Source organism: Streptomyces viridochromogenes (assembly GCF_001270495.1).
Lineage (GTDB): Bacteria > Actinomycetota > Actinomycetes > Streptomycetales > Streptomycetaceae > Streptomyces > Streptomyces viridochromogenes_A.
Genome location: NZ_LGUR01000151.1, coordinates 1 through 21,216, shown reverse-complemented (window position 1 = coordinate 21,216; position 21,216 = coordinate 1). Strand labels below are relative to the sequence as shown.

Genomic DNA, 21,216 nt, shown 5'->3' with positions numbered 1-21,216 from the left:
CCCGCCGGGTCGACTCCGGGACCTCTCCACTGGCCCACGACTCCAACGACACCGAACATCACCGCCGCCGAACTCGATCCTCAGCAAGCCGGTCGGCGTGAGCCTTGCGGCGCTTGCGGGCTTCGTACACGTCGAGGACGCGCTGGAACTGCCGGTGCGCCTCGTGGACCGAACCCGTCGCCAGGTGGGCGGTTGCCAAGCGGGTGCGGATGTCCATTTCCAGCCAGTCGTAGGCAGGCTCGGTGACACGCGACAGCGACTCGTGCAGTTCCAGAGCCAGCCGGTGGAAGGCGAGGGCTGCTCGCGGGTTTCCCTCGCCCTGTTCCACCGTGCCCAGCCGGGTCAGGTTGCGCGCGCAGAAGAAGACGTCCCCGCACTGCTCGCCCAGGTGGACCGCCTGACGCAGGCGGTGCCTCGCCTCGCCGTGCCGGCCGAGGCGGAGGTGGGCGTCGGCGGCGAGGCTCAGTACCCGGCCGAGCACATGCTGTCGGCCGCCCGCCTCGGCATGCATGCACGCGGCGGCGAAGCAGGCCAGCGCCTCCTCGTCCCGTCCCGCGATCTGGTGAGCGCGCCCCTGGACGAGGCGGGCCATCGCGGCGGCCCAGTCGTCGCCCAGGCGTCGGGACAGGAACACCCCCTCGGTGACATGGGAGATCGCCTGGTCGGCCTCACCCACACTCACGGCGACGGATCCGAGCCCGGTGAGAGCCCGGGCCTCGTCGATCGGGTGGCCGTGGTGCCGGCTCAGGCGCAGTCCCTCGGTGAACAGGGCGCGCGCCTCTTGGTATCGGCGCTGGTAGACGCTGGTGTAGGCCAGACAGCCCCGCAGCCCGGTGGTCATGTGTTCGTCATCGGCCTCGTCGACGCGTGCGAGCGCGGTCTCCAGGGCTGTCTGGGACTCGTGGTACCGGCCCTGCCGTACGAAGTAGTCGCACAGCGCGTGGGCGATCCAGCAGGCGTAGTCGATCTCCCCGAACTCCACGGCATACGCGACCACGTCCGGCAGCTCACCCCCCGCCGCGTCCAGCCACGTCTCCGCCTCCCGCCAGCCGCCGAAGCTCCCCGCCGTCGGCTGGGGCCCCGTCGGGAACGCCACCGACCCCCAGTCACTGGCCATCCTCCCCGCGTCCAGGAACAGCCGCAGCGCCGCCCTCCGCGCGGCCACCGCCGCCTCCGGCTCGGCCTCCGCCAACCGCCGCGCGTGCACCCGCACCAGGTCGTGCAGCCGATACCGCCCCGGCCGCGGCTCCTGCAGCAGACTCATGTCCACCAGGCTCTCCAGGAGACGCTCGGTGTCACGCGCCGGACGCCCCAGCATCGCCGCCGGCGTCAGCACGTCGAACTCGACCGTCGGCGCGAGCCCCAGCACCCGGAACGCCCGCTGCTGCTCGGAGGTCAGTTGGTCGTACGACAGCCGGAAGGCGGCCTCCACGCTGCGGTTCCCGACGCGCAGTTCGCCGAGCCTCCCCTCGTCGTCCGTCAGCCGACCCACCAGGTACTCCACAGTCCAGACCCGCCGGTTCTGCAGCCGGGACCCGGCGATGCGCAGGGCCAGCGGCAGCCCGTCGCACAACCCCGCCAGCCGTCGCGCGGCCTCCGGCTCCCGGCTCGCGCGCTCCTCGCCGATGAGGTGCGTGAGCAGCGATACGGCGTCCCCGCTGGCCAGCGGCTCCAGGGTGACGCGTACGTCCGCGTCGAGCTCGGCCAGCCGACGCCGGCCCGCCACCAGGACCCTGCTGCCCGCCCCCGCGGGCAGCAGCGGCCGTATCTGATCGGCGTCCAGGGCATCGTCCAGCACGAGCAGCAGCCGTAGCGAACTGGTCGCCGCCCGCCAGGCGGCGGTGAGTTCGTCGAGGTCGCTCGGCAACTCGCCCTTGGCCGCGCCGAGCGAGCGCAGCAGCCGTTGCAACGCCCGTGCCGGGGACTGGCGTTGGTGGGTGCTGTGGGCGCGCAGGTCCATGAAGAGGCAGCCATCGGGGTGGTCTGCGCTGAGCACACGGGCCGCGCGAACGACGAGCGCGCTCTTTCCCACCCCGGCCGGACCGTCGACCGTCACGATCGACACGGAGCCGGAGCCGGGCGCGGCGGGCGCGGTCAGCTGGGCCAGCTCGGCCTCCCGTCCCGTCAACTGCCCTAAGTCACCCGGAAGTTCATTGACGGCGCCGACTCGATACCGGGCCGGGGCCGCCCCGAGGAGGGAGCCGTCGTCCTGCTTCAGCACCGCCTTGTGCACCCGGCGCAGCTCCTCGCCGGGGCTGACGCCGAGCTCGTCGCGCAGCCGGATCCGCATGTCCTCGTAGGTGTTCAGTGCCTCCGCCTGGCGTTCGCAGCCGTACAGGGCCCGGATCCGAAGGGCCAGCAGCGACTCGTCGTACAGGTCGGGCCCGGAAACGTCGGCCAGGTCGTCCAGCGCCTCCCGGAACCGGCCCAGCAGAACGAGGCACTCCAGCCATGCGCGTCTGAGCGCCCGCCGCCGCTCGGTGAGCCGGTCCCGCTCGGTGCGCGCGAAGGGCCCCTCCAGACCGGCGAGCGGTTCACCCCGGAACAGTCCGAGCACTTCGCCAAACTGCTCGGTGGCCAGGGCGAGTTGGCCAGACTTCTTGGCGCGCAGCGCCACCTCGCCGCGCTCGGCCAGGTCGGTCGTGTCGAGGCGGACGCCGTCGAGGACGAAGTGGTACCAGCCCTTGCCGCTGCGGATCACCGACTCGGTGTGCGGGGTGCCTTCCGGATCGAGCGCCCTGCGCAGGGAGTTGACGTGCGTGGGCAGCACTTTGGAGGCGGGCGGCTCGTCTCCCCAGACCCCGTCGAGCAGCTGCTCGTGGCTGACCACGGCCCCCTGCCTCAGCAGCAGCGCGGCCAGCACGGCCTGCCGCTTCACCGGTCCCAGATCCAGACGGGCCTCACCCCGCCATGCCTGTAACGGTCCGAGCACCTCGATCCGCAGCCGAGAAGTCCTGCCCACCTTGAGCCTCCGCTCCGCGCTTCATCGGAAATTCATCAGCATTGCAGCACCTGTGGCCAGGCTGACGTGCGTGACATCGCACAACCCGCACAAGTGAAGGTGACCGAAGTGACCGATGCTGTTCCGAGGGGGGCCGCCGGACGTGTACGCGATAACGCCTGATCCGACGTCCCGCGTCTCCTCGTCCTGGCGGGTCGACACGACCATCGACGGCCGTTACCGGGTGGAGCAGGTGCACGATCAGGGCGCCATGGGCCTGGTGTACCGGGTGCGGCACCTGTTGTGGGACACCGACCTGGCGGTGAAGCGGCCCCGGCCGGAGTGGTTCAGGAACTCCGCGCACAAACAGAAGTTCGCCGCCGAGGCGGAGACCTGGGTGTCGCTGGGACTGCATCCGCACGTGTGCACCTGCCACTACGTGCGCACGCTCGACGGTGTCCCCTGCGTGTTCGCCGAGTACGTGCCGGGAGGCACCACCCTCGCGGACTGGATCGCGGACGGCAGGCTGTACGAGGGCGGCCCCTCGGCGGCACGGGCACGCGTCCTGGACCTGGCGATCCAGACGGCCTGGGGCCTGGCACACGCGCACGGCCGGAACCTGGTGCACCAGGACGTCAAGCCGGGCAACGTGCTCGTGACGGAGGACGGGACGGCCAAGGTCACGGACTTCGGGCTGGCCCAGGCCCGTGCCGCCGCGACCGCGCACGAGGGTGCCGCCCCCGCACCGGATCCGTCGCTTCCGCCCGGCGTCACGGTCCTGGTCCCCAACGGCGGGATGAGCCCGGCGTACGCCTCGCCGGAGCAGGCTGACGGTCGGCCGCTCGGCCGGCGCAGCGACATCTACAGCTTCGCGGTGTCGGTCTTCGAGATGTTCACCGGCGGCGTGAGCTGGCGTGTGGGGCGCGTGGTGGGGAAGGCCCTCGACGAGTACCTCGAAGCCGGCGGGACGGGCAAGCCGCATCTGCCGATCGTCCCCGCCGACCTCGCCGACCTGCTTGCCCGCTGCCTCGCCGGGGACCCCGCCGACCGGCCACGCTCGATGGCCGAGGTCGCGGCCCGTCTCAAGGACATCCACGGCGAGGTGACCGGCCTGGCCTACCCGCGCCCGGAGCCGGTCGAAGCCGACCTGCGCGCCGACGAGTTGAACAACCGCGGCGTCTCCCTGCTCGACCTGGACCGGACGCCCGAGGCGGAGAGGGCGTTCACGCAGGCCCTCGCGGCGGACCCGCGGCACCTGGGAGCGACGTACAACAGCGGACTGCTGCGGTGGCGGCGCGGCGACCTCACCGACGAGGACATGATCAGCCGGATCGAGGCGGTACGTCCCGACGCCGAGGACCCTTGGCAGGCACGGCAGTTGCTGGCCCAGGTGGCGGTGGAGCGGGGCGATCTGGAGTCGGCCCGCGAACTCCTGGAGGAGGTGGCCCAGAAGCGGTCCAGGGAGCCGGAGGTCCGGTCGGCGCTGCGCGCCATCCGCTCGGGGCGGGTCACCAGCACCCGGGAGGTACCGCGGCACGCGGAACACAAGAGCCCGAGCCATCGACTGCTACCCGTCCGGCTCGCTCCCGCCGTGCGGCTGGCCCTGACCGGTGGCTCTGACTGGATCGGGCTGTGGGACCTGGCCGACGGCCGGTGTCTGCTGGATCTCGACGGACACGGCCTCGACACAGACCGCGACGAGGGACGCTTCGCTCGCACGCACACCCTCGACCTCACCCCGGACGGCCGCTTCGCCGTCTCCGCCAGCGAAGGCGGTGAGAAGCGCAGCGTACGGTTCTGGGACCTGACCACCGGACGATGCCTGCGCACCCTCACCGCCGAGGCCGACGGCATCCGCCTGACCCCTGACGGACGCCTCGCCGTGTGGGGATGGTCCCGTGACTCCATCCAGGTCTGGGACACCCACAGCGGGCAACTCCGGGAACCGCTCGCCGGGCACACGGCCGGTGTGGAGCGCGTGGAGGTGAGCGCGGACGGCCGGCGGGTGCTGTCCAGCGGCTGGGACCGGCAGGGACAGTCGGTCAGGCTGTGGCACCTTGCCAGCGGCCGGTGCGACCAGGTCCTGACAGGTCACAAGGCGCCGGTGTTCGCCCTGGCCTTCCACCCTGACGAGCGTACGGCGGTCATCGCCTACCAGGACGACACGATCGGCCTGTGGGATCTGCGGGACGGCCGGTGCCGCCGTGTCCTGAGAGGCAGGCGGGCCAACCTCATGTCGTTCAGCGCCGACGGCCGCTTCCTGCTCGCGGGCGACGACACCAGGGGCACGGTGAGCTACTGGGACCTGGAGAGCGGCCAGTGTCTGCGCACCTATCAGGACATGCGGATCAACGCCCTCCTGCTCGACGCCGCCAGGCCGGGGACCGGACACGCCGTCTGTGCCGAAACCCGCGAGGGCGTACGGACCTGGCCGCTGGATCTGCCGGGCGACCACTCCGCCCCGCCGCAGCTGAGCCGCCCCCTCCCGCTCGCGGAACTGCGTGAGTTGGAGGACCGTGCGGGCGCGAAGGTCGCCGAGGCGGAGCAGGCCATGGCCGGGGGGCACTACGCCACTGCGCACGACCTGCTCGGCCAGGCGCGCAAGGTCGCCGGCCACGAACGCGCTCCGCGCGTGATGTCCGCCTGGTGGGAGCTGGGCCGGCACGCGATGCGGGCAGGGCTGCGCACGGCCTGGCCCGCCCGGACCCTGGACGCGTCCGACGAGCACGTGTACGCGGTCGACCTGACCGATGACGCGCGACTGGCGGTGTCCGCCGGCGCCGACTGGACCGTACGGCTCTGGGACCTGCGCAACGGCACCTGCCTGCGCGAACTGGCGGGCCACCAGAGCCCGGTCAGGTCGGTCTGCCTGAGCCCGGACGGGCGCCGGGTCCTGTCCGGCGGCCAGGACGGCACCGTACGGCTGTGGGACGTCGGAACCGGGACGTGCCGACGCATCCTGCGGACGAACAGGTTCCCACCCGCGCCGCCGGTACCGGTGCGGTTCACCGCGGACGGTCGAGGGGCCGTCGTCGGCGGCGGTGACGGCGCGATCAGGCTCTGGGATGTGGAGACCGGCGACCTCACGGGGACGCTGACCGGCCACGAAGGGCCGGTCAACTGCCTCTGGGCCGGCACGGACGGCCGCCTTCTCGCGTCGGGCGGGTCTGACGGCACCGTACGGCTGTGGGATCTGGAGCAGAGCCGGTGCGTCCATGTCCTGGAGGGGCACAAGAGCGCCGTGACGGCCCTGTGCGTCGCCGCCGACGGCACCTTCGCCCTGTCCGCCGCGAGCGGATACGACCGGACCGTCCGCATGTGGGACGTCGCCACCGGGGCCGAGGTGCGGTCCTTCGACGAGGGTTCGGCCTCCGGCGGGCTGCGGATCACCGCGGACGGACGCTACGCGATGTCCGCCGGCGCGAGCGTGGGGGTCTGGGAGGTCGACAGCGGCCGCTGTGTGCGCACGCTCGACGGGCTCGACAAAGCACCGGCCTGCCTCGCGACGACACCCGACGGGCGGGCCGTGCTCTCGGCGGACGGCGACGGCAACCTGCGGTCCTGGGCGCTCGACTGGGAGTGGCACACCCGTGAACCGGCCGACTGGGACGACGGCGCGCTGCCGCACCTGGAGGTGTTCCGGCGCCGGTTCGGTGCCCGGTGGACACCCGACGACCTCGACAGCCTGCTGCGGCGGCTCCAGGACGCGGGCTACGGCTGGCTGCGGCCCGAGGGAGTGCGGGCACGGCTCACACCATGACGGACCACGAGCGACACGGACACGAGCAACCACTGGCAGCAAGGACACGGAGGAGTGTTCATGGGGGAGTTCCTGAAGGATTTCCGGGTGGGCATCGGGCGACCCGATGTGTGGGCCAAGGGAAAGGACCCGGACGCACCGATGCCGGCCGGACTCGGAGTCCGGGCGCAGGCCGAGGAGTTGGCGCTCCGCGTCGCCGCGGCGCTCATCCGCGTCGGACCGCCCGAGTGGGAGTGCCTGAAAGCCGAGTTCGCGCTCACGGTCGGGGCCGAGTTCGCGAAGGTCTCCGTGTTCGACCACACCTGGACGACGATCGAGCCGCCGCGCTCCGTCCTCGGGCTCGTGCGCAAGCAGCGCGAGATATCGGCCGAGCTCGGCGCGGGCCCCTGGTGGCGGCTGACGCTGGACCTCGACGACACCGGTGAGCTCTCCGTCGGCTACGACTACGGCAGCGAACCCTTCCCCGACAGTCAGTTGTTCGAGCCCGAGGAGTACCGGATGGATCTCGAGGCGTACCCGCGAGGCGACCTGCCGGTGTGGCTGGCGGCGCACGTCTCCCACGACGCCCGGCAGCAGCGCACCCCGCAGCAGGCCGCCACACAGGCTCGCGCCGACCGCAGGAACAAGGTGTGGCCGACCCTCAGCGAGAACGACTTCCCGTACTTCCCGCAGATGTGGGCGCGCTGGGCGGTGATCTCGGCGGCGTTCGTCGCCGCCCGGTCCGACTGGGGGCCGAGGGTCCTGCCCGGCATGGGCTGGTTCGAGAGCTCCCGCCGCGGCGGCTCCACGCTCTACCGGCTGCCCGGTGGGCGGGCGGTGCTGTCGGGGGGAGTGTGGGACGACCCCAGGCTGGACGCCGCCTACAACGACGGCGACGACATGCCGGACCTCTACGCGGGCGCGCCCGACTGGGTCGCGAACCAGGTGCTCAACCCGCGCGCCGCCACCGGCCTGCTGTCGTTCTGCTACTGGTGGGACGCCGGGCGCTGGTACCGGGGCGACTCACCGTCGGCGGAAGCGGTGAGCACCGCTGTGCCGGGACTGTGGACGGCCGAGACCACCGCGGGCATCGTCGCGGGGCTGGTCACCGGCTCACGGGCGCCGGACGCGGAGCGGCGGGCGTCGGCGGCGGAGCTGGTGTCCGCCGCCGAGGAGGGGCATGTGACCCGCGAGACGCTGGTGAGCGTCTTCGGCGACGACGGCCGCTTCGACATCGACGGCGCCCTCTACCAGCTCTCGCTCGCCGGCCAGGTGGTCACGGTGCCGGCGCAGATGCATGAGGAGGACGCCATCGCCCGGGTCCGGGAGTACATCCTGGCCGTCTTCGGGAACAACCCCGGCTATTCGGTCTCGGACCTGGTGGCCGACAGGTTCAGCATCGGATGGATGGTCTACGTGCCCGTGCCGCGCGGCCAGATAGCCATCGGCCGGGCGATCTTCTACATCGCCGACGACGGCTTCCTGGTGCACTCGTCCTCCTCCGTCGCACCTGCGACGTTCGTCGCCGGCTTCGAGAAGAAGTTCCAGGAACGCCAGCAGGCGCAGTACTGACGCACCGCCCACGGACACCCCCCCGCGCAGGAGCCGTCACCTCATGTCCCGACCGCCCACAGTCACCCTCACCCTCGTCAGCGGCCGCCTCGACCGCGGCGCCTACGTCTTCGAGGAGCGCGGCACCTCCATAGTCGGCCGCTCCGGGGACTGCTCGCCACAGCTGCCCAATGACGAACACCACCGCACCGTCTCCCGCCACCACTGCCTGCTGGACGTCAACCCGCCCGCCATTCGCATCCGCGACCTCGGCAGCCTCAACGGCACGTACCTCAACGGCCGCAAGATCGGCCAGCGGGCGAAGGACGAGACCCCCGAGGAAGCCGCCGCCCAGACCTACCCCGAGCACGACCTCAACGATGGTGACCGGATCAGGATCGGTGACACCGTCTTCCGCGTGAACATCCACGCCGAGGACACCGTCAGCCGCGCCCGATGCGCCAGGTGCGGCCGCGACGTCGGCGACGAGGCGGGCTTCCAGCCGGGGGACTACCTCTGTGCCGCCTGCCAGGCCAGACCGGGCGCGATCCTCAGGATGCTTCTCGACCTGGCGCGCCCCGGGCACAGCGAACTCGACGTCATCGCCGGATACACCCTCCTCCAGGAACTCGGCCGTGGCGGCATGGGTGTCGTCCATCTGGCCCGTCACGAGTCGTCCGGGAAGGAGGTGGCCCTGAAGGTGATGCTGCCGAGGGTGGCGACGCGTCCCGAGGCGCGGGAGCGCTTCCTGCGCGAAGCAGCGCTCACCAAGGCGCTGCGGCATCCGAACATCGCCGCGCTGAAGGGCGCCGGATACTGCGACGGCGTCTTCTTCTTCACGACCGAGTACTGCACCGGCGGCGGCCTGGACACCCTCCTGCGGCGCAGCGGGGGGCGGCTGCCCGTGGACGAGGCCGTCGACTTCGCCGTTCAGGCACTGCGGGGGCTGGAGGCCGCGCACGGCCAGGGCGTGGTCCACCGTGACCTCAGCCCGTCCAACATCCTGCTGCACAAGGCCCCGGACGGCTCCCTGACGGCGAAGATCAGCGACTTCGGTCTCGCCAAGGCCTTCGACCGGGCCGGCCTCAGCGGTCTCACCCGTACCGGGGACGCCATGGGCAAGCCCAGGTTCATGCCGGCCCGGCAGGTGACCAACTTCAAGGACGCCAGGCCCGCAGTGGATGTGTGGGCCCTCGCCGCCTGCCTGTACAACATGCTGACCGGGGTCTTCCCCCGGGACTTCCCGCCCGGCGAGGACCCCTGGCGGATCGTCCTGGAATCCCCCGCGGTGCCGGTGCGCGAGCGTGAGCCGGAGGTGCCGCGGGCCCTCGCCGACGTGATCGACCAAGCGCTTCGGGAGGAACCTGAGTTCGGCTTCCACAGCGCGGCCGACCTGCGGCAGGCACTCCTTGAGGCGACCCACGGCTGACGTGCGGGAGCCCGGACGAAGCAGCCGGAGTGTCGTCGGGTACGCCCACGCAAGTACACGGGGTTACTCCCCCGGTAAGACGTGCCCGCCGCCCGCGCCCGGCACGGTGTTGTCCATGTCTTCCACGCCCTCTGCGAAACTGAGCCGGCCCGTCCGCCGGGCCGCCCTCGTCGTGCATGTCGTCGCCTCCGCCGGCTGGCTCGGGCTCACGGTCGGGCTGCTGGCGCTCGCGGTCACCGCGGCCACCACCGGGTCCGCGGTGACCGTGGAGGCGTCCGTGCGGGCCATGAAGCTGTTCGCCGACTGGCTCCTGCTGCCGGTCGCGTTCCTCACGCTGGTCAGCGGGCTGGTGCTGTCCCTGGGTACGCAGTGGGGGCTGGCGCGGCACCGGTGGGTCTACATCAAGTTCTGGCTGACCCTCGCCACGATCACCGCCACGGCCTTCGCCCTGCGCCCCGGCCTGGGCTCCACCGTCGCCGCCGTCGCCGCGGGCGGGCCGCTGCCCGATGCGACCGGCCTGATGATGGGGCCGATCGTGTCGCTGTCCGCCTACGTCTTCATGACGGTGATCTCGGTTCTCAAGCCCTGGGGCCTGACCCGCCGAGGCCGCCGCCTGCGCCCCGGGGCCGCCCGCACCCGTTCCGCCCGGCCGGCTCGCCGGAGTGCCACCGCACAGCCGGCAACCTCCACCGCCCCGACGGCAACCATCAGGTGAAGTCCCGCCCCCACCAAGGGAGTTCACCATGCGTAGCCGCCTTGCACGTCTCGGTGCCGTACTCGCCGCGGTGATCGCGTTGATCGCCGCGCCGGCCGTCACCGCAGCCCCCGCACAGGCCGCCGGTCAGGCGGCCGACAATTGGGCCCCGCCCGCCAACCTCGTCCAGCCCCTGGGCGAGGTCTGGAACCATGTCGAGTCGACCTACCCCGACCTGTACGGCTTCCGGAACTACGGCTGGGACCAGGTCATGGCCAACCGGGGCAGCGTCAACTACTGCGTCCGCTGGGAGTCCGACGCCCCGGTCAGCGCCGCCCTGCGCGACCAGATCCACGCCGCGCTGAAGAAGCAGTTCGGCAAGTGGATGGCCGCCATGGTCGAGAGCGACGGGACCGGTACCAATGCCTGGCCGTACACCAACGTGCCCGTCAACATCGTCGGCTGGGCCGTCAAGAACCGGTCCACCCTGCAGTGGAGCGACAACTCCGTCGACATCTACGCCGGAGTGCTCGACGGGGGCGGCGCCCCGCAATGCGCCCCCGACTGCGGCCGCTTCTTCCACCAGGACGGCAACTACTCCAAGTGCCCGGGCGGCGCCGCCCGCCACTACGACCAGTCTCTCTGGCTGACCAAGGGCTTCCAGGGCGGGGCCGGCGGCGACTGGGGGCAGCGGGTCGGGCAGGAGTACTTCACCTCCGCGCTCGGCCAGGAGAACATCCACATCTATCTGCATGAAGTCGGCCACACCTTCGGGCTCGACGACTTCTACGACTGGTCCCCGACCGGCCAGTGCTGCTTCCTCATGAAGGCCGGATCCGCAGCGCAGATCACCGAGTTCGACACATGGATGTTCCGGGACTTCTGGCGCCATCTGAAGAGCCGTTACGGCCTCTGAACAACCCGGACAACGGGCCGCGCCCCGCTAACGGGGGCTCTCCCCCAACGCCCCCTTCAACCTCTGCGCCCGTAACACCAGCTCCAACTCGAACCGCCGATCCGGGTCGTCCATCTCGTCGCCCCACAACTCCCGGATCTGCCGCAGCCGGTAGCGGACCGTCTGGGGGTGAACTCCCAGGCGGGCCGCCACCTCCGGGGCCCCGCCCCTGGTCTCCAGCCACGCCAGTAACGTCTCCGCCAGCCGTCGGCCGTGCGTGGGCCCGCAGTGCTCCAGCGGCGCCAGGCACCGCACCGCCAGGTCGTCGATCAGCTCCTCGGGCTGCAACAGCACCAGCGCCTCGGTGTGCTCGGTGCAGTAGAGGACGTCCCCGGCCGGCAGCAGCCGCCGTTCCATCAGACGTACGGCCGCCTCGGCCCAGCGCAGCGACTTCGCCGCGTCGGCGAGGGGGACCGGAGGCCCGATCGCTCCGGACCAGCCGGTCAGGGCCCGGTGCAGCAGTTCGGGGCGGCCGCCGACGTCCGGCTCGGGGACGACCATGCGTGGTTGCTCGTACTCCATGTCGAGCAGCACCCCCTGCCCCACGGCCGGTGCCATCGCCTCCCGCGCCGGGCGCAGCAACACGCCCACGGCGACCTTCTCGGGCAGCGGCCAGCCGATCCGGGCCGCCCGCTCCGTCAGGGCGTCCGCCGGGTCACCCCGGTGGTGTTCGGCCAGCAGGAGTTCCATCAGGCGGCGTTGGAGGCGTAACCGCTCGCCCGCCTGGCGTGCGGCCGCCTCCGCGTAGCCGCGCACCGACTGGTCGACCAGGCCGTCCAGGTACTCGTAACCCGCGTCCACCAGCTCGTACATCGCGGGCGGCGGAATCTCGACCCGCTGGCCGATCTCGGCGAAACGGCGCCAGGCCAGCCGTACGCCCATCCGGTAGATCGCCTGGAGCGAGTCCAGGGACCGGCCGCCCAGGCCCTCGCCCCGGCCGAACTCCTGGAAGACGCCGGGCGGGACGGTCGGGCGGCCCTCCGACGTCTCCAGGTGCTGGACGAAGACCTCGATCGCACGGCGGATGCCGACCAGGGCCATCGGTTCGCCCGACTCGTCCAGGACCAGGGGCAGATGCGGGTACTCCCGGCGGATCTCGCGCAGGATCTCCTCGGCGAGGGCCGGGGCGTCCGCCATCGCCAGCTCCGCGAAACGGCGGACCTGGAAGCGGGGTACGTCCCGCCAGGCAGAGCGCGCGGCGACCGCGGGGGAGGTCACGGAGGGAGTGGTGGAGGTGGTGGGAGTGACGGAGGTGGCGGGAGTCACTGGGGTGGCTGCCACGGTCAACTCCCCTGGCCCGCTTGCTCGTACGTGATCAAGGGTGTGTTGGGCTGGTCGGGCGTCGCTTCCAGCAGCGCGACGACGCCGAGCGCGGCACCCACCGCGAGTACGGCGGCGAGCGTGACGGTCAGCGCGGCGGCGAGCAGTCTGGACATCGCAGGGTCAGCCTCTCTGCATCCGGAGGTCGTCCCCACCCCGGTGGTGCCAGCCTGAACCCGACCCCTGCCTGTCGGGTTCAGTCTCGACAAGCCGGGACAGCCCGTCAAGACATTGACACTCCGTCAAGGGACGCCTACGGTTCCCGGCCCAAGAACGGCCAGGCAACGACCGTGCACCGAGTGTGCGCCGACCATGCGTCAATCCCCAGGAGTGCCGGATGCGCCGTACAGCCTCACCTCTCTCGTTGATCCTGCTGGGACTCGGCACGTTTCTGCTGGTACTGGCGCCGATGCTCGCCTGGTACGTGGCCCCGCGTGCCGCCGTGAACCCCATCGACATCGACACCACCGCCGAGTACAAGGGCACCGGAAGTGTCTTCGACACGGACAAGATCGAGACCGTGCCAGACCAGAGAATCACCGTCACCCAGCGGGTGCGGGGCAATGTGGCGGAAAGTGAGCGCAGCGGCAACGCCGTCTGGGACGTGATCACCACCGTCGACACCGACAAGTCGCTGCCGGCCGCGGACCCGCACGACGCGCTGGACTTCACCCCGCACCGCTGGGTGATGGACCGGAGGACGACCAGGCCCGTGCACTGCTGCGAGGAGTCGCCGTACATCGAGGGCGAGGCCTATCTGAAGTTCCCGTTCGACGTGGAGAAGCGCTCCTACCAGTGGTGGGACAACACCGGCGGCACCACGATCACCCTGCGCTACGACGGCACCGAGAAGGTCCAGGGGTACACGGGATACCGGTTCACCGGCACGGTCGCGCCCCGCAAGGTCGGCACCCGGCTCGTCCCCGGCAGCCTCGTCGACGAGCCGGACCGCCCGCAGGTACTGGCCGAGGAGTGGTACTCCAACCACGGCTTCAAACTCGTCGTGGATCAGGCCACGGGCCGGGTCGTCTACGCGCAGACCGGTCCGCGCCGCACACTGCGGGCTCCCGGCGGCGAGAAGGACGCGGCGGTCCTCCTGGACAGCGAGAAGATCGCGTTCACCACGGCCACGCAGAAGGAGGCCGTACGGCAGGCGAAGCGGGACAGCGGCCAGCTGCGGATGGTGGGCGAGACATTGCCGGTCGGGTCTGCTGGGGCAGGATTCGCCCTTGCGGTGGTGGGTGGTGTTCTGGTGGTACGAGGACGTAAGCGCCCTGAAGCTCCCGGTACGGCCGAGATGCCCCAGCCTTCACTCACGATATGACGTGACGTCAGCTCTAATTGAGCCCGAAATTGTCACGCCGGTGAGTAGCCGTGGCGAACTGCTGGGCGAAAACTGTCCACCCCCACCCGGACACAGCCTGTCCACAGCCCCCTCAGCACGACCGTAAGAAGCCCGAGAAGCCCCGAGAAGCCCCACTTCCTCCCCACAGGAACCCAACCCTCCTCCCCCCACGCCAGGTTCCGCACCCTGAGACGAGTTGGAGCACCCATGCCCCAGCACGTGCCCTCGCTGCGCGCCGATCTCCCCCCGGCGTCGCAGCACCACCCTCCGGCGCTCCCCCCACATCCGCGCCGAATCGTTTTTCTCGCCCACCGCGACCTGGGCAACGAGGCCGCCGGCGGCTCCGAGCTGCTGGTCGACCGGCTCGCCGACGGGCTGACCCGGCTCGGCCACCAGGTCACCCTGCTGTGCGGCGGGCCGGCGGCGTACCGCGACTACCGGGTCGTGTCGGCCGGCGGCTCCTACGGCCACTACCTGCGCGCCAGATCCGCCTTCGCCCGTCAGGTCGGCGACTGCGATCTGCTGGTCGAAGTCTGCAACGGGATGCCGTACTTCGCCCCGCTGTGGCATCGCGGGCCGACGTTGTGCCTGGTCAACCATGTGCACACCGATCTGTGGCAGATGCGGTTCGGTGGTGCGATGGCGCCTGCCGCCCGGCTCGGCCGAAGACTTGAGCACTGGGCGCTGACGGGTGCGCAGCGGCGGAGCCTGTTGGTCGCCGTGTCGCCGTCCACGGCACATGCGCTCCGCGGGATCGGCGTCGAGCGGGAGCGTATTCGTGTCGTGCACAACGGGGTCGAGGAGCCCGGGCCCTTGGGTGAGCGTTCGCCCGAGCCGTTGTTCGTGGCCGTCGGGCGGCTCGTCGAGTACAAGCGGATCGATCTGCTGCTGCGGTTGTGGGAGCGGGTGCGGCCCGTCACCGGCGGGCGGCTGGTCATCGTCGGGGACGGGCCCGAGCGGGCGTCTCTCGAGCAACTAGCCGGGCCCGGCGTCGAGTTCGTCGGCCATGTGTCGGAGGCGGAGAAGCACCGGCTGCTGTGTGCGGCGTGGCTGCTGCTTCATCCCTCGGCCGTGGAGGGGTGGGGGCTCGTCGTCACCGAGGCCGCGACCCGGGAGACGCCGACCGTTGCCTTTGATGTGCCTGGGCTGCGGGATTCCGTCTCGGACGGGGAGACGGGGGTGCTTGCGGCCGGTGAGTCTTCCTTTGCCGCCGCGTGGTGCACGCTGGCGTTGTCCGGGCATCGGCGGGAGTTGATGGGGAAGGCTGCGCGGGATCGGGCCGCGCGCTATCGCTGGGATCGGACGGTTCGGCAGTTCCTTGCGGTTGCGTCGGAGGCCGTGTGCCGTGACGCCTAAACGCCGTGTTGGTGAGGTTGTCTCGCGGCTGCGGGACCGTCGTGGCTTGTCGCGCAGTTCCCCGCGCCCCTCAGGGACGTCTCCGCACCGGGGTTTCAAGGATCCGTCCTTTCAGCGCTCCCTCGCCCTCTTCCGGGCCTTTCTCCGTGAGCAGGACGATCCCGAAGCCTGCTACTCGCTTCTCGCCCGTGATGCCGCCGACCAAGTCGAGGTCTACGACGGCCCGGTCGCCGGGCGTACCGTCGTGGACGTAGGCGGTGGCAGCGGGTACTTCACCGAGGAGTTCCGGCGGCGGGGGGCGCACGCCTACCTCTTCGAGCCGGACCTCGGCGAACTCGGGGCGAAGCCACCCGACGGGGCCGTCGTCGCCGACGGGTATCTCTTGCCCCTGCGGGACGCGGTCGCCGACGTCACCTTCTCCTCCAATGTGCTGGAGCATGTGGCCGATCCGCAGACGTTCCTGAGTGAGCTGGCGCGGGTGACGCGGCCCGGTGGGCTGGTCTATGTGTCGTTCACCAACTGGCTTTCCCCCTGGGGCGGCCATGAGTGGGCCCCCTGGCACTACTTCGGCGCCGAGCGGGCCCGCGCCCGCTATCGCCGCCGTACCGGACGGGCCGCCAAGCACACCCTCGGCGAGAACCTCTTCGCCGTGCACATCGGCACCACCCTGCGGCAGGTCCGCGCCCGGGACGACGTGGAGATCGTCTCGGCGCGCTCCCGCTACTGGCCGTTCCTCGCGGAGGGCGTCGTGAAGGCGCCGGGACTGCGCGAGTTCGCCACCTGGAACCTCCTCCTCATCCTCAGGCGGTGTCCACCATGACGACGACCACGGTCCAGGCTCCTCCCCCGGCAGCCGTGCCCACCTCCGCGCCCGCCTCGGGGCCGCCGGAGGGGCCGCGGTCGCGGCGCTGGCTGCTGGGCTTCTGGGCCGTGGTGTTCGTGCTGTTGCTGGCGGTGCAGCCGGGGCGGCAGACCTTCGACACCAAACTGGGGGTGACCGTCGATCCGGGGCGGTTCCTCTCCGACCTCGGGCAGTTGTGGTCCGACCAGGGCAGTTTCGGCGGGATCCAGAACCAGTACTCGGGCTATCTGTGGCCGATGCTGCCGTTCTACTGGCTGGCCGACGTCGTACGGCTGCCGGTGTGGCTGGCGGAGCGGTTGTGGCTGTCGCTGATCGTGTCGGTCGCCTTCTGGGGTGCGCTGCGGCTGGCGGAACGGTTGCGGGTGGGGTGTGGGGGGTCGCGGCTCCTCGGCGCCGTCGTCTACGCGTTGTGGCCCGTCTTCACGATCGTCGTCGGGTCCACGTCGGCCGCCGCGCTGCCCGGCGCGTTTCTGCCCTGGGTGCTGCTGCCGTTGACCGACGAGCGGCACGCCGCCCGGGTCGCCGCGCTGCGCTCGGCGCTGGTCATCCCGTTCATGGGCGGCGTCAACGCCGCCTCCACGCTGGCCTCGCTGCTGCCCGTCGGGCTGTATCTGCTCTCCCGTCCGCCCGGGCCACGGCAGCGGAAGCTGATCGGGTGGTGGGTGCCGGGGGTCGTCCTGGCGACCGCCTGGTGGGTGATCCCGCTCCTGTTGCTGGGCACCTACGGCGAGAACTTCCTTCCGTACGTGGAGAGTTCGCAGACCACCACCGAGACCATGTCGGCGACGGAGGCGCTGCGCGGCGGCGGGAACTGGGTCGCCTATCTGCACTTCGGTGAGGCCTGGCTGCCGGCCGGATGGGCCGTCGCCTCGGCCGCGGTCGTGATCGTGTGCTCGGCGCTCGCGGCCGGGCTGGGGCTCGCGGGGCTGGCCCGGCGGGACATGCCGGAGCGGCGGTGGCTGGTGCTGACCGTGGTGACGGTCGCGCTGATCCTGCTCGCCGGGTACGGCGGGACGTTCGGGGCGCCCTTCCACGGGGTCGTGCAGGACTGGCTGGACGGTGGGCTGGTTCCCTTCCGGAACATCTACAAGTTCCAGACGGGGCTCGCTCTGGCGCTGGTGCTGGGGCTCGCCCATCTGGTGGGCGTGGCGGCCGAGGCGCGCGGGGCGCGGCGGGTGCGGGGGCGGCGGTTCGCGCCGCTGGTCGCGGCCGTGCTGATTCTGCCGGGCCTGATGTGGCCGTATCTCAACGGCTCGATCCTCAACCCGGGTTCCTTCAAGGAGATCCCCAAGTACTGGCAGGCCACGGCGGACTGGATGGAGAAGTACTCCCCCGACGCCCGCGCCCTCGTCGTGCCGGCCACCGCGCACGGCATCTACACCTGGGGCTCCACCATCGACCAGCCCCTGGACGTACTCGCCGACTCGCGCTGGGCGCAGCGGGACTACGTCCCCTTCGGCACGCCCGGCAACCGGCGTGCGATGGACGCCGTCGAGCAGGCGCTGACCAGCGGGGGTGAAGTGCCGGGGCTGGCCGACTACCTGAGCCGGGCCGGTGTCTTCTACGTCGTCGTCCGCAACGACCTCGATCCCGACCAGATCGGCCAGGTGCCGACCACGACGGTGAAGCGGACCCTGGAGCAGTCCGGGTACGAGCGGGTGACGGGGCTCGGACCGGTCATGACCGGAGGGACGATCGCCCCCGGTACCCCGCTCCAGGTGGAGGGACTGTATCCGCGGCAGCGGGCGGTGGAGATCTACCAGCCGGTCGGCACGGACGTGCCGCGTCCGCACCAGGCCGGGCTGCAACCGGTCGCCGACACGGCCGTGGTGTCCGGCGGGCCGGAGGCGCTGCTGCCGCTGGCGTCCGAACTGCGCGGCCGGGCGAGCGTGTTGACCGGCGACAACCATCCCGGGCTCGGCTCACCGCCGGTGCAGGTGATCGGCGACGGGCTGCGGCGTGCGGACACCCGGTTCGGGCTGATCAACGCCAACACGTCGTACACGTACACCCGCGACGAGCGCAACGCGCCCGACGCCGCCCAGGACGCCGGCGAGAAACCGCACCAGATCCTGCCCACCACCGGCCTCGACCACCAGACGGTGGCCGAGCTGCGCGGCGCACGGTCGGTGACGGCGTCGTCGTACGGCAGCTGGCTCTTCCATCTCCCGCAGTTCGACCCGGTGAACGCCTTCGACGGCAACCCGGACACGGCGTGGACCGAGGGCTCGGAGGGCTCTCCGGAGGGTGAGTGGCTGCGGATCGGGTTCGCGGGCGGGTCGTACGACATGCCGAAGTCGTTCAAGGTGACGCCGCTGCCGCAGGAGGGCGTGCGGGAGGCGCCGACGCGGGTGCGGGTGGAGACGGAGAAAGGGGCGGTGAGTTCCTTCCTCCGGCCGGACGGCTCGGCGCAGTCGGTCAAGGCGCCTGCGGGCACGACGAGTTGGATGAAACTCACGATCACGGACTCGGTGTCCCGGCGGGCCGGGCTGACCGGGGCGGGCTTCTCCGAGATCGACCTGCCGGACGTACAGGTGACCCGGCTGCTGCGGCTGCCCGCCGACGCCGAGAACTCCGGCGCCGCCGCCGAGATCGTCTCCCTGTCCCGTACGGCCGACCCCGCAGGGCTGTCGGCTACGGGCACGGAGGCCGGTCTGCACCGGCGCTTCAGGACGTCCACGGCCGGGACGTACGAGGTGCGGGCGAGCGCGGTGCCGGTGGCGGGCGAGGAGCTGGACAAGCTGCTGTACGAGGTGGCGCCGGAGCAGCGGAACCGGATCGTCGCCACCGCCGACTCGACGGCGCGGCTGGGGGCGGGCCTCTCGCCGCGCAACCTCACCGACGGCGACCTGACCACGGCGTGGATCGCGGGCGACCGGCCCACGATCCACCTGCGCTGGCCCGGGAAGCAGGCGGTGGGAGAGATCGTGCTGGCACCCGCGGGCGGCCTCGCCACCCGCCCCACCGAGGTGCACATCAGCTCGCCGGACGGTGCGGTGATCGCCGGGGTCGACGAGAACGGCTGGGTCCGCTTCCCCGCCATCACGACCGACCGGCTGGACATCACGATCACGCAGACGGCCCCGCTGACCCTCTACAACCCGATGGTCGGCGAGGACCTACGCCTCCCGGTGGGCCTGACCGAGGCATACGTCCCGGCCCTCGACCAGTACCGGACACCGCAGCCGAAGGGCACCCGGCCGTTCTCGCTGCCGTGCGGTGAGGGGCCGGTCGTCGCGGTGGACGGTGAGCTGTACCGCACGAGCGTGCGCGGAACGGTACGGGACCTGATGGAACGGCGGCAGGTCGAGGTGACGCTCTGTCAGCAGGATCGGGGTGACGCCGAGTTGCGGCTGCCGGCCGGTGACCACCGGGTCGAGTCCGGGGACGCCGGGCCGCTCGCGCTCACCGACGTGACCCTGACGCGCGGCACGGTCGCCGAGCCCTCGACGGCCACGCGTGACCTGAAGATACGGGACTGGCTCGGCGACCGCCGCGCGGTGACGGTCGGCTCGGGAGCGGCGAGCTACCTGACCATGTACGAGAACTTCAACGACGGCTGGCACGCCACGCTGAACGGCAAGGAACTGACACCGGTACGGCTGGACGGCTGGCAGCAGGGCTGGCGGATCCCGGCGGGCGCCGGTGGCACGGTCGAGCTGTCGTACGAGCCTGCCGTGCTGTACGAGGGCGGGCTCATCGGCAGCGCGGTGGCGATCGCCCTGCTGGCCGGGCTGGCCCTGTGGCGCCGCCGGACCCCGAACCCCGACGAGCCCCAGGCCGCCCCGCCACTGCCGGGGCTGTGGCTCGGCACGGTCGCCGTGACGGTGGTGGCCGTCTTCATCGCCGGATGGTTCGCCCTGCTGGTGCCCGCCCTCGCGGTGGTGGCGTGGCGCAGGCACACGCTGCTGGTGCCGATCGCGTTCACCGCCCTCGCCGGGGCGGGGGTCGCGGCGGCGACCGGCGCCGGGGAACCGGTGGGGGCGGCTGAGGGCGCCTTCGGTCCGACGGCCCAACTGCTGGCGCTGATCGGGCTGTTCGCCGGGGTGGTGGCGGTGCGGGAGCCGGTGGGGGCGGCAGGCGGTTCGGCAGGATCGGGCGCGTCCTCGGGCGGGCCGGGCCCCGCCTCGCCGGAGACGCCGACACGGCCGTTGCCGCGGCGTCGGCGCGGGCGGAGTCCGATGGGGACCGAGCCACCCGGTTCGACGAGCGCTGCCCCCGGTGCCGGCCCGCGACCCGCGTCAGGGCCGACCATCTCCGCACGCGGCCCCGGTGGGCCGGAGCCCGAGGACACACGCAGGGGTGACACCACATGACCGCACTGCAACAGCCCCCACGCGCCGACGGCACCCCGCAGCCGCCGGTACGCGTCCCCTTCCCCGTCGTGGACGAGGTCGCCCGGCACTGCCTCCAGAAGGAGGAGCCGGAGACGGTGCACATCGAGGTGCATCTGCCGGGGCGGCTGGACGCCGGGCGACTGCGGGCGGCCTTCGCCCAGGCGCTGCGCCGGCATCCGCGCATCCTCATGCGGGAGGCGCCCGGGCGGTGGTACCGGCGCCGGTACGAGTGGGAGCTGACGGCGGAGCCGGACGTGGAGGTGGTGGGCTTTGCGGCGCCGGGGCGGGACGCGTTGCGGGATGCGCGGACGCGGGCGCTCACGGAGGCGCCGCCGCTGTCACTGTCGCCGCCGATCAGGGTGGAGGTGGTGGAGGGCGCAGGTCCGGGGGCGGGGCGGATCGAGGGGAGCGAGGCCGGCGACGCCGTGGGGGTACGGCCGCGCGGAACCGACGGTCCACGACCACGCACCGCACGGGGAACCGTCCTCTTCCTCACCATCAACCACACCGCCCTCGAGGGCCCCGCCTGCCTACGCGTCCTGGCCACCGCCGCGGAGCTGTACGGCGGCCAGGACAACTCCCCCGCCGCACCTCCCGTACGGACGTCGTCCGACGCGCCCCCACCTCCCGAGGACACCCCGTCCAACTGGTCCCACCCCGCCCGCGTGGCCCCCGGCACCCCCGAAC

The 21,216-nt window shown here is 71.8% G+C and carries 12 protein-coding genes and 1 pseudogene; 10 read left to right on the top strand and 3 right to left on the bottom strand.

From position 1 onward, the window contains the following. Window positions 1-58 precede the first annotated feature (58 nt). Window positions 59-2,962 (bottom strand): AfsR/SARP family transcriptional regulator, encoded by a 2,904-nt coding sequence (locus ADK36_RS15925; protein WP_234329779.1) that lies wholly within the window; start codon window positions 2,960-2,962, stop codon window positions 59-61. A 115-nt stretch (window positions 2,963-3,077) separates the two neighbouring features. Here ADK36_RS15925 and ADK36_RS15920 point away from each other — a divergent pair, with 115 nt between their 5' ends. The 5 genes from ADK36_RS15920 (at window position 3,078) to ADK36_RS15900 (ending at window position 11,270) form a co-directional block, all read left to right on the top strand. Next, window positions 3,078-6,701, top strand: a complete 3,624-nt coding sequence (locus tag ADK36_RS15920) for a serine/threonine-protein kinase (protein WP_053197987.1) — start codon at window positions 3,078-3,080, stop codon at window positions 6,699-6,701. A gap of 60 nt (window positions 6,702-6,761) precedes the next feature. Next, window positions 6,762-8,252: a hypothetical protein gene (locus tag ADK36_RS15915; protein WP_199830191.1), complete on the top strand. Its 1,491-nt coding sequence runs from the start codon at window positions 6,762-6,764 to the stop codon at window positions 8,250-8,252. A gap of 43 nt (window positions 8,253-8,295) precedes the next feature. Further along, window positions 8,296-9,660 (top strand): protein kinase domain-containing protein, encoded by a 1,365-nt coding sequence (locus ADK36_RS15910; RefSeq protein WP_048582399.1) that lies wholly within the window; start codon window positions 8,296-8,298, stop codon window positions 9,658-9,660. Between the two features lie 115 nt (window positions 9,661-9,775). Further along, the gene (locus tag ADK36_RS15905; protein ID WP_053197984.1) at window positions 9,776-10,375 is read left to right on the top strand and encodes a hypothetical protein; all 600 of its coding nucleotides are present in this window, start codon (window positions 9,776-9,778) and stop codon (window positions 10,373-10,375) included. 28 nt (window positions 10,376-10,403) lie between these two features. Next, window positions 10,404-11,270: a hypothetical protein gene (locus tag ADK36_RS15900; protein ID WP_048582401.1), complete on the top strand. Its 867-nt coding sequence runs from the start codon at window positions 10,404-10,406 to the stop codon at window positions 11,268-11,270. A 27-nt stretch (window positions 11,271-11,297) separates the two neighbouring features. Here ADK36_RS15900 and ADK36_RS15895 read toward each other — a convergent pair whose 3' ends face one another. Then, on the bottom strand, window positions 11,298-12,527 hold the full coding sequence (locus tag ADK36_RS15895; protein WP_048582425.1) for a PucR family transcriptional regulator: 1,230 nt from the start codon (window positions 12,525-12,527) through the stop codon (window positions 11,298-11,300). Between the two features lie 65 nt (window positions 12,528-12,592). Then, window positions 12,593-12,745 carry a hypothetical protein gene (locus ADK36_RS49530; protein WP_199830190.1) on the bottom strand — a complete coding sequence of 51 codons (153 nt, stop codon included), beginning with the start codon at window positions 12,743-12,745 and terminating at the stop codon, window positions 12,593-12,595. A 221-nt stretch (window positions 12,746-12,966) separates the two neighbouring features. Between ADK36_RS49530 and ADK36_RS15890 the strand changes: the two genes are divergently transcribed. The 5 genes and pseudogenes from ADK36_RS15890 to ADK36_RS15870 all read left to right on the top strand — a co-directional run. After that, entirely contained in the window at window positions 12,967-13,953 is a 987-nt protein-coding gene (locus ADK36_RS15890) for a DUF3068 domain-containing protein (protein ID WP_048582402.1), read from the top strand. Window positions 13,954-14,181: 228 nt separating this feature from the next. Further along, window positions 14,182-15,330 carry a glycosyltransferase family 4 protein gene (locus ADK36_RS15885; RefSeq protein ID WP_053197981.1) on the top strand — a complete coding sequence of 383 codons (1,149 nt, stop codon included), beginning with the start codon at window positions 14,182-14,184 and terminating at the stop codon, window positions 15,328-15,330. Window positions 15,331-15,376: 46 nt separating this feature from the next. Continuing rightward, complete coding sequence (locus tag ADK36_RS15880; protein WP_048582404.1) at window positions 15,377-16,150, top strand: class I SAM-dependent methyltransferase; 774 nt, start codon at window positions 15,377-15,379, stop codon at window positions 16,148-16,150. Further along, entirely contained in the window at window positions 16,147-20,508 is a 4,362-nt protein-coding gene (locus ADK36_RS15875; RefSeq protein ID WP_053197979.1) for an alpha-(1->3)-arabinofuranosyltransferase domain-containing protein, read from the top strand. Before ADK36_RS15880 ends, ADK36_RS15875 begins: the two co-directional genes overlap by 4 nt. Then, window positions 20,505-21,216, top strand: a pseudogene (locus ADK36_RS15870) (condensation protein); the annotation flags it as partial. The gene ADK36_RS15875 and the pseudogene ADK36_RS15870, both read left to right, overlap by 4 nt.